The organism is Psychrobacter sp. T6-4 (assembly GCF_052258425.1).
GTDB lineage: Bacteria > Pseudomonadota > Gammaproteobacteria > Pseudomonadales > Moraxellaceae > Psychrobacter.
Genome location: NZ_JBQQEZ010000009.1, coordinates 87128 through 100124 on the forward strand (window position 1 = coordinate 87128; position 12997 = coordinate 100124).

General features: G+C 43.4%; 13 protein-coding genes. 6 read left to right on the plus strand and 7 right to left on the minus strand.

Going from position 1 to position 12997, the window contains the following annotated elements:
* Nucleotides 1-115: 115 nt before the first annotated feature.
* The 3 genes from trmB to ACTXGE_RS08080 all read left to right on the plus strand — a co-directional run bounded on the left by trmB (nucleotide 116) and on the right by ACTXGE_RS08080 (nucleotide 3995).
* On the plus strand, nucleotides 116-931 hold the full coding sequence (gene trmB / locus ACTXGE_RS08070) for a tRNA (guanosine(46)-N7)-methyltransferase TrmB (protein WP_435949535.1): 816 nt from the start codon (nucleotides 116-118) through the stop codon (nucleotides 929-931).
* Nucleotides 932-1827: 896 nt separating this feature from the next.
* The gene (gene recA / locus ACTXGE_RS08075) at nucleotides 1828-2889 is read left to right on the plus strand and encodes a recombinase RecA (RefSeq protein WP_443542921.1); all 1062 of its coding nucleotides are present in this window, start codon (nucleotides 1828-1830) and stop codon (nucleotides 2887-2889) included.
* 23 nt (nucleotides 2890-2912) lie between these two features.
* Nucleotides 2913-3995, plus strand: a complete 1083-nt coding sequence (locus ACTXGE_RS08080; protein ID WP_317199100.1) for a regulatory protein RecX — start codon at nucleotides 2913-2915, stop codon at nucleotides 3993-3995.
* A 92-nt stretch (nucleotides 3996-4087) separates the two neighbouring features.
* On the opposite strand, the gene ACTXGE_RS08085 is transcribed toward ACTXGE_RS08080, so the two are convergent.
* The 6 genes from ACTXGE_RS08085 to ACTXGE_RS08110 form a co-directional block, all read right to left on the minus strand.
* Entirely contained in the window at nucleotides 4088-4804 is a 717-nt protein-coding gene (locus tag ACTXGE_RS08085; protein WP_435949537.1) for a YidB family protein, read from the minus strand.
* Between the two features lie 174 nt (nucleotides 4805-4978).
* Entirely contained in the window at nucleotides 4979-5455 is a 477-nt protein-coding gene (locus tag ACTXGE_RS08090) for a hypothetical protein (protein WP_443542924.1), read from the minus strand.
* A gap of 48 nt (nucleotides 5456-5503) precedes the next feature.
* Nucleotides 5504-5785, minus strand: coding sequence for an FAD assembly factor SdhE (locus tag ACTXGE_RS08095; protein ID WP_443542925.1), 282 nt, complete (start codon nucleotides 5783-5785; stop codon nucleotides 5504-5506).
* A gap of 54 nt (nucleotides 5786-5839) precedes the next feature.
* Nucleotides 5840-6751 (minus strand): dihydropteroate synthase, encoded by a 912-nt coding sequence (folP, locus tag ACTXGE_RS08100; protein WP_443542927.1) that lies wholly within the window; start codon nucleotides 6749-6751, stop codon nucleotides 5840-5842.
* A gap of 131 nt (nucleotides 6752-6882) precedes the next feature.
* Nucleotides 6883-8778 carry an ATP-dependent zinc metalloprotease FtsH gene (gene ftsH, locus ACTXGE_RS08105; RefSeq protein WP_317199105.1) on the minus strand — a complete coding sequence of 632 codons (1896 nt, stop codon included), beginning with the start codon at nucleotides 8776-8778 and terminating at the stop codon, nucleotides 6883-6885.
* A gap of 318 nt (nucleotides 8779-9096) precedes the next feature.
* Nucleotides 9097-9729 (minus strand): RlmE family RNA methyltransferase, encoded by a 633-nt coding sequence (locus tag ACTXGE_RS08110; protein WP_317199106.1) that lies wholly within the window; start codon nucleotides 9727-9729, stop codon nucleotides 9097-9099.
* A gap of 348 nt (nucleotides 9730-10077) precedes the next feature.
* Here ACTXGE_RS08110 and ACTXGE_RS08115 point away from each other — a divergent pair, with 348 nt between their 5' ends.
* Nucleotides 10078-10389, plus strand: a complete 312-nt coding sequence (locus ACTXGE_RS08115; RefSeq protein ID WP_317199107.1) for a YhbY family RNA-binding protein — start codon at nucleotides 10078-10080, stop codon at nucleotides 10387-10389.
* A gap of 151 nt (nucleotides 10390-10540) precedes the next feature.
* Nucleotides 10541-11221, plus strand: a complete 681-nt coding sequence (locus ACTXGE_RS08120; RefSeq protein ID WP_443542930.1) for a DOMON domain-containing protein — start codon at nucleotides 10541-10543, stop codon at nucleotides 11219-11221.
* Between the two features lie 83 nt (nucleotides 11222-11304).
* Here ACTXGE_RS08120 and ACTXGE_RS08125 read toward each other — a convergent pair whose 3' ends face one another.
* Nucleotides 11305-12024, minus strand: a complete 720-nt coding sequence (locus ACTXGE_RS08125) for a CHAP domain-containing protein (RefSeq protein WP_443542931.1) — start codon at nucleotides 12022-12024, stop codon at nucleotides 11305-11307.
* Between the two features lie 246 nt (nucleotides 12025-12270).
* On the opposite strand from ACTXGE_RS08125, the gene ACTXGE_RS08130 reads away from it, so the two are divergent.
* On the plus strand, nucleotides 12271-12786 hold the full coding sequence (locus tag ACTXGE_RS08130) for a hypothetical protein (RefSeq protein ID WP_435949544.1): 516 nt from the start codon (nucleotides 12271-12273) through the stop codon (nucleotides 12784-12786).
* Nucleotides 12787-12997 lie beyond the last annotated feature (211 nt).

Genomic DNA, 12997 nt, shown 5'->3' on the forward strand with positions numbered 1-12997 from the left:
CTTAGGTACACTGGTTATAAGCCCAGTAACCACAAATGCACCAGCGCAGGATAATCGTTCACACGGGTTCTGATTTCACCTATAATACGCTCATATTTTTAATGATATTAATCTTATGAGTCAATCTCCCATTAACGACGAATCTCTTGATAAACATCAAACTCTTAGTAGTGAGAGTACTGATAGTCAAGACCAAGCTCGCGTAAACCTTGAAGGCAATGACAAACATCTACGTATCGTCAATACCTTTATGAAGCGCCGCACTCACATGAACAAAAACGCTGAGCAGGCGCTTACCGATCCACAGTTTGCGCACTATTTAGTCAATAACAGCACCGGCGATGGCAACCTTGATGATATTGATGATTTGCGAGTGCTATTTCATGACACGCCTAACGGTAGCGCCGCGCCGCTAACCTTAGAGATCGGTTTTGGGTTGGGTGACTCGTTTATCGAGATGGCCGCCGCTGACCCCACTCGTAACTTTGTCGGTATTGAAGTTCATGAGCCTGGCATCGGTAAATGTGCTTATATGGCAGATACGCAAGGTTTGACCAACGTCAGAATTATCAACGGTGATGCTATTCAACTATTAAAGCAACTGCCAGAGCAGCACATCGATCGCATTCAGCTATACTTCCCTGACCCTTGGCAAAAAAAGCGCCACTACAAGCGCCGATTTGTCAGCGCCGAGCGCATGGCTATTGTCACACGTAGTCTCAAGTCAGGCGGCTGGTTCCATGCTGCAACTGATTGGGAGCACTATGCGTTTTGGATGTTAGAGGTGTTAGACCAAGTGCCAGGACTGAGCAATCAGGCAGGCGCCAATCAATTTACTTCACGTCCTGATTTTCGGCCTATGACCAAATTTGAGCGTCGCGGGATTGAGCGCGGACACGGTGTTTGGGATCTAATCTACGTCAAAGACTAACGCTTATTCTATAAAAAAGCGGTAGCTCTAACCATTGGAGCTGCCGCTTTTTTTGTTGGTACTTGTTTACTTTTGAAGTATCTCTACTAGTAAATGAAATATCATAAATCTACCTTGCAGTTATAAAATTATTTAAGACGTGAAACATCACTATTACTCATCATTATTTTGAATGTCAGTCTCATGAAACCATGACTCCTAGTTGGCCCCACTGTCTTAATAGTAGACGCAATCATAGACAGTATAAGGGGTGTAAGAGTTCTCCACAGTTGCTGTGGATAACCCTGTGGATAACTAGGGACTTGACAAGCAATTGCCTTGGTAGCTTAAAGGGTAAGGTAAAAGTGGTCACTTTTTATACAATTTATTTCTCTATTTGAATCAATTACTTACAACAAAATAGTAAAGCAATAAATTTATTTTCGATATTTTTAAAATATTTTTTTATCTTGTCAATGTTTCACAACTGCTCAAAAACAGCACTTTATTCGCTGTGGACAACTTGCAAAAATATTGACAAAGTCCTCTTATTTATATCTCAAAACTATCATTCAAATAGTACTCACTTATGTCTGCTTTAGTCGTTGATGTAGGCGACAATCATTGTCGTCTGCTCTACTCCAAAGCGCGCTAATGAGCTTGGAATTTGCTATAATTACCTCATCAAATAACTCTATAGGACGTTGAAAATTAGCAGTTTACTATCCTAGTTTTTAGCTTGATACGTCCGTTAACTTTATCTTATTTTACTGTATAGTAGACTGATAACTAAGCGTTATCCTCTATCTAAATACGAATGATTGGTTATCCTTAGCTGATCGAGATATTCAGCAGTCATGTTTTACCCTGACTGCCTCTTTGTTTTCAAATATTTTATTGATAAAAAGGAATCCATTATGGATGACAACAAAGCCAAAGCCCTAAAAGCGGCTCTAGGTCAAATCGAAAAGCAATTTGGTAAAAACACGATTATGCACTTGGGCGACGACTCTGCGGTACTTGATGTAGACGTTGTGTCAACGGGCTCTTTGGGCCTTGATATTGCGCTTGGCATAGGCGGTCTACCCAAAGGCCGTATCGTTGAGATTTACGGCCCTGAGAGCTCGGGTAAGACGACGATGACTTTACAAGCGATTGCTCAGTGTCAAAAGCAAGGCGGCGTTTGTGCCTTTATTGATGCTGAGCATGCTTTGGATCCTGTTTATGCGCGCAAGCTGGGCGTTAATACCGATGACTTACTCGTGTCGCAGCCTGACAATGGCGAGCAAGCGCTTGAGATTACCGATATGCTCGTGCGTTCAGGTGCAGTCGATATGATCGTAATTGACTCGGTTGCAGCCTTAACGCCGCGTGCTGAGATCGAAGGCGAGATGGGCGACTCACATATGGGCTTGCAAGCGCGTTTGATGAGCCAAGCATTACGTAAAATTACTGGTAACGCCAAACGATCTAACTGTATGGTTGTCTTTATCAACCAGATTCGTATGAAAATCGGTGTCATGTTTGGTAGCCCAGAGACGACGACTGGTGGTAATGCATTGAAATTCTACGCCTCTGTACGTATGGATATTCGCCGTATTGGTGCGGTCAAAAATGGTGATGAGATCATCGGTAACCAAACCCGCGTCAAGGTCATCAAAAACAAAATGGCACCGCCGTTTCGTCAAGCTGAGTTTGAGATCACTTACGGCGCGGGTACCAATCATCTAGCAGAAGTCATCGATCTAGGTGTTGAGATCGGTGCAGTCGGCAAAGCAGGCTCTTGGTACAGCTATGGCGATGAAAAGATCGGTCAAGGTAAAGCCAATTCTGTCCTTTATCTCAAAGAAAACCCAGCAGTTGCTGAAGAGATCGAAGGTAAGATTCGCGCTGAGAAATTAGGGTCGGTCAGCGATGCTATCGTTGAAGAAGATGATGATACGATGCTAGACGCGCCAGAAACTGACGCCGTTCAATAAACTGTAGTTATAACTATTGTATTATGCATATTAAAACATTAGCTGAAATATTGGCTGAGTCAGACACTGACTCGGCCTCTAGTGCTACGCCTAAACCAAAAAAAGCATCTAAAGAGCGCATTCAAAAAAACAAACCCTCCTCTCAAAATAAGCTTTCTGCCCAGAATCAGGTTTCTGATAGCAACGCTGAACCATCACAATCGAAGCGTACGCTTGCAAAAAAGAACAATGACACCAAACCTCGAAAAAAGCGTAAAAAACGCTTTCATCCCGCGGCTAGCTTTACCGCTGAACCTACTGATGCTGAGCTATATAAAGATCCTGACTCTCAAAGCATTCGCGATATTTTAGCTGAGGTCAAACGTGATGTGTCAGCTCACAAGCAGCATAGCGAAACGGCAGATAAAGAGCCCAACTCAAATAGCCATATTAATAATAACGTCAACTTAGAGCCTACTACCCATTTAACTTCGGATGCTAAGGAACAGCTTACTGCTACCGAACTAGATAATCTACCCTCTGCACTCAAAGCTTACTTGCGTACGCCAGAACAAAAGCAAAGCGAGCTTGATGCCATAAAAGCGGAGAGTCGCCTGCGCTGGCTGGCATTTTACTATCTATCGCGCCGCGAACATGGACGAGCTGAGCTCAAACAAAAGCTCATCGATAAAGAGCAAGATCCTGACAAAATTGATGCCCTACTCGATGAGTTTCGCGATAAAGGCTATCAAAGCGACTACCGTACGACCTTGATGCTCATACGAGAAAACATTCGTAAAGGGCGCGGGCGGGGGCGTATCAAACAAGCGTTTTATCAAAAAAAGATCGCTATGCCTGGCAACATCGATGAGCTTATCGACATGGCAAATAGCGAATCTGACGAGTTTAGAGAGTTTGTCGATGACGACGATGATAGTATGGTTGAGGGCGTTGATTGGCTCAAACTAGCCGTTGCCGCCCGTACCAAAAAGTATGGCAACGACATACCGACTGAGCAAAAGCAAAAAGCACGGCAAGTGCGGTTTTTGCAGTATCGCGGCTTTAAGAGTGATATTTGTTTTGCTGCTCTTGAATACACTCTTGAGACGTTAGATGAGCGCTTTTAGCACTAGTAATTAAAAGTAAACCAGAACCAAAAAAAGAGCACTTAAAGTGCTCTTTTTTAGTGACTAGGTTAAGCTGGCTCAAAGTCAGTACTTTATTTAAATGAACCCAAACGGTTTGATAGCTGACCTATGATTTGATCGATCTCCTGATTGGCCTCGGTCTCATCATCTAGATTGCCATGCGGGGTAAGCTGATTCATCACCTCTGGCAATAGCTCCGCTAGACCTTGACGCACTTCAGTCTCGTTAGCACCAGTACTCGCTGCTACTTGCTGAATTTCACTACTATCAAATAATCTATCAATCTCATTAGGATCTAAGTTGTCATTTGGCTCACTATTACTCATCCAAGAGCGTGCCTGCTGCTCATGACCCATACCTGTAATTTTAGATAAAGCGCCGCTTAAGCCCCCGTTACGCTTAATCCAGCTTAGCACCATAGGCATAAGCGCGGCAATTAGCATGCCTTTACCGCCAAAACCGCCTCGACTACGCTGACCACCGAGTACGCTCCCTAAAATATCACCTAAGCCGCCTGCGCCTGAACTCATGCCGCCGCGCTGATTGCCCCCTGTTAGGCCACCTAAAATATCATCTAGACCAAAGCCGTTGTCTGCTTGCCGGCGCTCATAGCGCTGCGGGTTATAGCCGCCTGCTTGCGTACCACCGCCAAGCACACCGCCCAAGATATCCCCTAAACCGCCTGTGCGACGTGGATTTATGCGCTGATTGACAGGGTTACGCTGTGCATCTTCTGGATCCATAGCTCTGCGCGCCACTTGCGATACCAAATTACCGAGTAAGCTCATAATTTATTCCTTTAATTATTTTAATTAAAACACATTTAGTTGACTGCTTTAAGCTAGATATTGACCGCTCTAACTGATAACAACAGTCGATTCAGTCAACAATATAGCAAATCTGATTCTCAATAGGGTTAGGTGTTTTGTTATGGTTGTTCAGATATAACGCCCAAAGACGTTTTAGTTGGTTTTATTCGGTAAAATGCTGGCAAGGATATTAAGCTTACGCCAGTCGTCCAAGCTGACTTGATCACGAAATATCGTTATACAGAGCTCACGCTGATAAGGGCTTGTCACCATAAAGTCAAAATGTATCAGTAGCGGATAGCGATGCGCCCCAATCAGTCCTGCTTGCCATAACTCATCTCCTCGTCCCATCCGCAGTAGTAATTGCCAGTGTCTATCAATACGCTGCTCTAAAGGGGGCTGAGTCAAATGCAGAAGTATAGGTTTTGATAATGTGATATAGCCAAAGGCTAATACGCTCACAAGCAATATCAAAACGTACTGCCACAATGATAACTGGGCCAACCAAGCCAGTACTAGCATTACTATAACTAAAGCCGTATAAAGCACCATGCTAATACGGCTAGTCGGCTCAACTACTGTATCAATACGCAGCGGAGTAACTAAGACGGGTATAGGTATCTCTTGCAAAGCAGGCGACTCTTTAATTCATTGAAAATCACAACTGTTTATTTGGGCTTATAGCTTGTCCTTAGCATGACGCCAAGTTTTTATTTTATTAACTAAGTCCCAAATTGCCTTGTCCTCAGGCTGGCTTTGATTGGTAAAGTAATCAAGCAAATCAGGGTCCTCACAAGTGAGCATTTGAGCAAAGGTATCTTGCTCGGTCTGCTCAGCATTTAGGTACAGCTCTTTAATATAAGGATCGATATAGAAGTCCAATTCTTTTAGACCGCGGCGCGCTTGATAAATAATACGGCGCTGCTCAATGGTTGGCTCTGGTTGCAATGGTGTGGTCATAGTAGATCTCTAATAGTCACTTGGTAGATGGGTATTAAGGGGTTATAAATTAGATTATTCTTTATTGGACATGCTGGCATTATACAAAGATAATTGCTGCCACAGAGCGCTAACCTGCTGCATCATGGCAACATTGTGCGTCCTTATAATGCAAGCGCCTTGCTGTATTGCTAATAACCCAGCTGCTGTACCGATCGTATCACGCTCAGTAGCTGGTGTCTGCGCCGCGCCGTTAACCCCACTTTTAGACAGCACCTGGGCCAAAAAGCGCTTGCGAGAGACGCCAAACATCAGGGGTAAACCCAGTGCTTGTAAATCGCTTAGCTGAGTCAATAGCGCGCGATGATGCTCATAGTTTTTGGCAAAGCCAAATCCTGGATCGATAATAATATTCTCTTTTTTGACCCCTAAATGCATGACCTCATCAATACGAGCCGTGAGCTCAGCACTAACCTCTTTGATAACATTATCATAATGCGCCAAGTTGTTCATCGTGGTCGGCTCACCGCGCATATGCATAAGCATAACCGGTATATCAAGCTCTGCTGCCATCTGTGCTGCGCCCTCTCGCTTAAGCGCACGGACATCGTTCCAGATATCTGCACCCGCCGCTACAGCTGACTTTATCACGGCAGGATTACTAGTATCGATGGAGAGCCATATATCACTGCCGCATTGCTCACGTATCGCCTTCGCAACGGGTATAACGCGCGCTATCTCCTCTTCACTCTCTACTGCTCTAGCATTAGGACGCGTAGATTCTCCGCCGATATCGATGATGGTTGCGCCAGCTGCGATCATCTCTTTAGCGCGCATGACTGCTTTATCAATGTCGTTGAATTGACCGCCATCTGAGAACGAATCTGGTGTCACATTTAAAATGCCCATGACATGCGGCTGTGACAAATCTAAAACCTTATGACGACTAACGATTTGATACACAGGTAGAGGTGAAAATAAGCTCATTAACTATCCATCAATTACTAAAATACTTGGAATTATCATACCAGTAAAGAGACCGCCTTTGCTGATAAAATAAAGACAATAAAAAAGCCCTTTATAAAAAAGAGCTTCTTTATATCAGTGTCGATAGTGTACTACATCGCTGGTAATGGTGGCGGCGTAGTACCTTCAGGCTTAGGTCTATCTTTAGATAAGTTCACTTCGTTAGACTGATAAACCTTTGGTGGACGTGGATCTTCACCTGCCAAGATATCTTGGAGCTGATCGCGGTCAATCGTCTCCCATTTCATTAAAGCATCTACCATTGCATGCATTTTATCTTGATTAGCTTCAATCAATTCACGCGCGATATCATACTGCTCCTCTAGCATACGGCGTACTTCTTCATCCACCTTTTGCTGAGTAGCTTCTGAAATCGTACGACCACCACCGCCAAAGTAACCTTGCGATTGATCATCGTCTTCATAAACCATAATACCTAGCGCATCAGACATACCGTATTTGGTGACCATTGCACGTGCCATTTTGGTAGCCCGCTCAAAGTCATTAGAAGCGCCCGTTGACATCTGGTCAATAAAGACCTCTTCGGCGATACGACCACCGAACAAGATAGCAATATCACTTAGCATTTTTGACTTATACATACTGGTCTGATCATGCTCAGGTAACTGCCAAGTGACGCCCAAAGCAAATCCACGCGGCATAATTGTCACCTTATGCACAGGATCTGTACCTGGCAATAGCTCAGCGACTAGCGCATGACCTGCTTCGTGATAGGCGGTAGCGCGGCGCTCCTCTTCGCGGATGACCATAGATTTACGCTCAGGACCCATGTACAGCTTGTCTTTAGCATCTTCAAAGTCATTCATGTCGACGCTACGCTTGTTACGGCGTGCTGCAAATAATGCCGCTTCGTTCACTAGGTTGGCTAACTGCGCCCCACTAAACCCTGGCGTACCGCGGGCAAGTGCACGAGCATCAACACTAATGGTATTTGGCAATTTGCGCAAATGCACTTTCAAGATTTGCTCACGACCCTTAATATCTGGCAAACCAACTTGCACTTGACGGTCAAAACGACCAGGACGTAGTAGCGCTTTATCGAGTACGTCAGCACGGTTCGTTGCAGCGATGACGATGACGCCTTCATTACCCTCAAAACCATCCATCTCAACCAATAACTGGTTTAGTGTCTGCTCACGCTCATCGTTACCACCGCCCATACCAGAGCCGCGATGACGACCGACTGCGTCAATCTCATCGATAAAGATGATACATGGCGCACTTTTTTTGGCTTGCTCAAACATATCACGAACTCGTGAAGCACCAACACCGACGAACATCTCAACAAAGTCAGAACCTGAGATTGAAAAGAAGGGTACCTTAGCTTCACCAGCGATGGCACGAGCCAGTAGGGTTTTACCGGTACCTGGCGGACCTACCATTAAGATACCGCGAGGAATCGTCGCGCCAAGTTTAGTAAATTTGTCTGGATCACGTAAGAACTCAACTACCTCAACGACTTCTTCCTTAGCCTCTTCACAGCCTGCAACGTCTGTGAAGTTCACTTTGATTTGGTCTTCGGTGAGCATTTTGGCTTTAGACTTACCAAAGCTCATAGGGCCACCGCCCTTGCCGCCTGCGCCGCCTTGCATATTACGCATAAAGAACAGGAACAAACCAATAATCAGCAGAATCGGGAAGCTGGCAATTAGTAATTGCATTAGTACACTTTGACGTTTTGGCGCGGTGCCTTCAACCTCAACTTGGTTTTCACGTAACAGTGGCATCAACTGTTCATCGGACACAGCAGGCCTAATGGTCTCAAAAGTTGAGCCATTCTTTTTCTCACCGGTGATCTGCTCGCCGTCGATCTCAACACTGGCTACTTGGTTCTCTGACACTGCGGTCACAAACTCAGAGTAATTGAGGTTGTCAGGCTCAGACGATTGGTCAAAGCCGCTAAACACCAGCACTAGAACGCCGATTACCACCAGCCACAATAAGGTATTTTTTACCATGTCGCTCACAAGCTTTCCATCCCTTACTTATTGGTGTGTCAAGGTGACACGTGACGCCATTAAAGCGTTATCTTATTGATTGTCTATATATCTTATGTGGTTGCGATTGACTGTTTTTGCAACCAACAATCTAGACTAAAACAACAATAAAGTAGGCTCTACTAGGCGACTTTGCTTAAATCTTAAATGAAAACAAAGCTAATATATCATGATATGTGGTTTTGAGAGTTACAATTCAAGCTTATATTGGGTTAACTAATGTAGCGGTTTGCTACTGATGTTCGCATATTAGTGATATTTAATACCTTAGAATATAACGTCTATTAACTACTTGATTGCTATCCAAAACATCTCTTTTGAACGCGCTCTTGAAGCCGCAGGTTTAATACTGCGTACTTTGCTAAAGTCGCTTTGCATCTGTTGGCGCAACTCTTGAGTACCTGCGCCTTGAAATACTTTCATAATCAGTGCGCCGCCGACAGGAAGCGTCGATAAGGCAAAATCAACTGCCAACTCGCACAAGTACATCATTCGCGGCTGATCCACCGCGCTATTACCCGCTGTGTTAGGTGCCATATCAGAGAGCACTACATCGACTTGATGCTCTCCGATTTTTGCCATAATCTTGTCAAAGATCTCAGCTTCGCGAAAATCGCCTTGAATAAAGGTCACATCAGGTAGAGCATCCATGGCTAAAATGTCTGAGGCGATCAAGGTACCACTATCCCCGACCAACTGGCTTGCGATTTGTGACCAGCTACCAGGCGCACTTCCCAAATCGACAACGGTCATGCCCTTTTTGATAATATTGGTCTTGTCATTAATCTCAAGCAATTTATAAGCGGCGCGCGCACGGTAGCCCTCTTTTTGCGCTTTTTGCACATAGTGATCATCTAAGTGCTCTTTCATCCAAGCGCGGCTACTTTTTGATAATGTTTTATTTTCAATACGCGTGGCCAAATGATGCTCCTATCACTTTATATAGTCGATTTACTATAAAACAAATACAGTGCTACTAAGAGAGGTTTTGCGCAGCATCTAGCAATAAAGACGCAGCACGCTAAAAAACTGCTACCTATAGTACGCTACAGCCTAGTTGTGCTTTTTTATTTAAAAGTAACGCGCTAATATTCTTATACTTTGCACAATCTCATGGTTTAAAACCTGCTTTATCATGCTATAGCGTTTATAATACCCTTATAGTCATAGTTTAGCATTTTCAGCAGCCAAAATCGTGCGATATAGACGATAATACTGATTAACTTTTTCAATCATATTCATACTTTTTAGATGAAATACAGGACAATTATGGAACTCGACAACGCAACAATCAAACGCCTAAAAGGCATTGGTCATGAGCTAAAACCTATCGTCATGATCGGCAACAATGGCGTGACCCCTGCTATCTCTGAGGAGATCGACCGCGCTTTGGATGATCATGAGCTGATTAAAATCAAACTACCAGCAGGGAGCAAGCACGACCGTGATGTGGTCAGTAGCGAGATTGCAAGAGCAGCTAAAGCGACGGTGATTCACACTATCGGTCGTATGGCCTTGCTGCTACGTCAAAACCCCAATGCTAACCCCAAACTCTCTAATCTAGCTCGTCACGCGCAGTAGTTGGGTTAGACTATGCTACAACGAAGCCGCAACACCTAAAGGGTTTGCGGCTTTTGTATATCATCTCTTTATATCTCTTGCGCCAAAATATATCTAGAAGCAAAATACATAGCACCGCAGCGACTTTATCCTTTATTAGTGTCTCTTTATTATGACTACGACCCAAAGTTTTACTCTTGGCCTAGCGATTAATACCTTAGATAGTGATGCCAGCGACATTGAAGTTAAAGCCCAATCGCTTAAGAAAATCCAGGTTGACGTCAATATTAGCGTTATTAAGCAGCCATTACCAAGCTTACAACTAGAGTATAGTATCAAGCTACCTAGTCAGGCTTTAGCAGCGCGGCTTGATTGGCCAGATTGGCAGCCGCAACATGTGCGTTTTCAAGATTATCTGTGGGAACACACTTGCCTTGAGTGCTTTATACAAGGCATAACCCACAATGATGATAGTCGCTATATTGAAATTAACGCTAGCCCAGATGGTCATTACGCATTCTATGAATTTCACGGTTATCGTCAGCCTGATAGTATGCCACCTGTCCCTTTAATCAAAAGAGACGATAAAGGCTATGCTAACATCGTTTGGACTGACAGTATTTGGACTGATACAGACGATACTCACCCTCATCTGTATCAGCGCAGCTTTACTATTGCTCTATCTCAGCTACCTAAATCTATATTTGATAAGCAAACGCTAACTATTAAACGTATCAATCCTTGCGTCATACTTTACTTTGACGACACCCCGTTATACTTTGCATGCCAACATGCTACGGCGCCTGATTTTCACGATCAGCGCTACTGGCTTGACTTTAACCCTGCTAGCTAACCTTTAATTCCTTAAAAAACAAAACCCCAGTAATGTCGTAATTACCGGGGTTTAATATCTAAGTGCGCATAACTAAAAGACGCTTAGTCAGCCATAGCAAGGTAGATACCACGATCTGAGGCATCATCAACATATTGTGAATCGCGCCATGTAGTATAAGTGTGGTTGCCACTATAAGGGCTGATACTCTTTTGACGGAAATCTGATACCCAGTCATTACCATCAAATATCTGGATATGACCGTGTGGGCGTCTTGAGGTGCGGTTAAAAACGACGACGTCGCCAACTTGCGGTGCCATGTCATTGCTGATTTTGGTAAAGCCTGCTTGAGTTAGAGTGCCACGAGAGGCGTACTGATAAGCTGATGGGTTCGGTGTGAACTCATAACCTGCAGCTTGTAGCGCTTTACGCACATAACGTGCGCAATAACCTGTACTTCTAGATAGTGCCGCTCTTGAGGCACGAGCCGCAGCGATAGCTGGCGCTGAATTGCTGTCAATAACTTTTTTCATTTGCTGCTTTTCATAAGATAAGCGGCTAGTTAGTGAAGCGAGTTGATATTCTTTTTGTTTTGCATGAGCACTTAGGTTGTCGATAGCTTGACTGATTTCGTCGTTGCTGTAGACATGGGCATTGCTATTGGTGCTATAAATGTTTCTGTTGGAACCATAGTTCGATGAAGCAGAAATATTGGTTATTGTTTGACTAAGTGTATTGTTGGTCTGAAAGGTCGTTTCAGCAGCACCACTAGTTTGTGCTATACCCATACCTAGTACTGACAAAATCAATAAAGCTTTTTTCATAAAATTTACTACCTATGTTAATGCAAGATTACTCGTCATCCGTAACGAAGTATCAATTAATTTATAGGATATTATTATCAAATAAACATGATAAAATCCTGAGTAAAGCGGCGTCCTATTTAGTCTACAGTCTACGACCTTGGCATCATTACCTTAATAGTCGCTGACCTCGTAAATCGGTTGCTATATGGTTTGTATATCGCCAATTAGAACATCGCTTTGATCCGATAAAGGGGAATCAAGTTAATGTCAAAAAAACAGCCTAATCGGCTTGCTACACTGATTGATCATCAAGCTTTTGCCGGTAGCGCACTACCTTCAACCTTAGCTGACAACATGCAGCTCTATACTAAAGCTACTAAAGAGATAAAGATGCTTTTGGTAGATTGTCTACCTCAAGAGATTCTCGATACCTGCTTAGTCGTTGGTTTAACATCTGAGCAAGTGACGCTCAGTGTTGGCTCAGTGACTGCAGCCAACCATATTCGCTATTTACAGAACGCTTATCTAAAAGTGTTAAAAGATCAATCGATTACATTTAAACAACTCAAGCATATACGTATTGTAGTCACGAGCTATGATGCTAAAAATACTGGGTTTAACACTCAATCTAGCCTGCAAAAAACAGTATTAAAACCTGTTCAAGCCATTAACAATCAAGTGCTTAGCCAAAACACAAAGCGGACTATATCACAGGCCGCTAGTCATGTCACGGCGGACAAAAACCTCAAACTAGCGCTTTTACGGTTACTAAATGACTAAAAACTAGGTGATTACAATGTAATCTTATGTAAATAAAATTATAATTTTTCCATAATAAGGTCTTAATAATCTTGTTAACAAAAACAAAAAAGCTGTCTTGTTAAAAAATTCATAATTTGAATTCATTAACAAGACAGCTTTTGAAGTTCTGGAGCCTAGGTACTACTTAGCATGAAATATATTCATATATTATAATATAAAGAGCCAAATA

What these genes read in the sequence shown, in the direction of transcription:
- trmB (WP_435949535.1), top strand. Translation starts at nt 116, where the DNA reads ATGAGTCAATCTCCCATTAACGACGAATCTCTTGATAAACATCAAACT.
- recA (WP_443542921.1), top strand. Translation starts at nt 1,828, where the DNA reads ATGGATGACAACAAAGCCAAAGCCCTAAAAGCGGCTCTAGGTCAAATC.
- ACTXGE_RS08080 (WP_317199100.1), top strand. Translation starts at nt 2,913, where the DNA reads ATGCATATTAAAACATTAGCTGAAATATTGGCTGAGTCAGACACTGAC.
- ACTXGE_RS08085 (WP_435949537.1), bottom strand. Translation starts at nt 4,804, where the DNA reads ATGAGCTTACTCGGTAATTTGGTATCGCAAGTGGCGCGCAGAGCTATG.
- ACTXGE_RS08095 (WP_443542925.1), bottom strand. Translation starts at nt 5,785, where the DNA reads ATGACCACACCATTGCAACCAGAGCCAACCATTGAGCAGCGCCGTATT.
- folP (WP_443542927.1), bottom strand. Translation starts at nt 6,751, where the DNA reads ATGAGCTTATTTTCACCTCTACCTGTGTATCAAATCGTTAGTCGTCAT.
- ACTXGE_RS08115 (WP_317199107.1), top strand. Translation starts at nt 10,078, where the DNA reads ATGGAACTCGACAACGCAACAATCAAACGCCTAAAAGGCATTGGTCAT.
- ACTXGE_RS08120 (WP_443542930.1), top strand. Translation starts at nt 10,541, where the DNA reads ATGACTACGACCCAAAGTTTTACTCTTGGCCTAGCGATTAATACCTTA.
- ACTXGE_RS08125 (WP_443542931.1), bottom strand. Translation starts at nt 12,024, where the DNA reads ATGAAAAAAGCTTTATTGATTTTGTCAGTACTAGGTATGGGTATAGCA.
- ACTXGE_RS08130 (WP_435949544.1), top strand. Translation starts at nt 12,271, where the DNA reads ATGTCAAAAAAACAGCCTAATCGGCTTGCTACACTGATTGATCATCAA.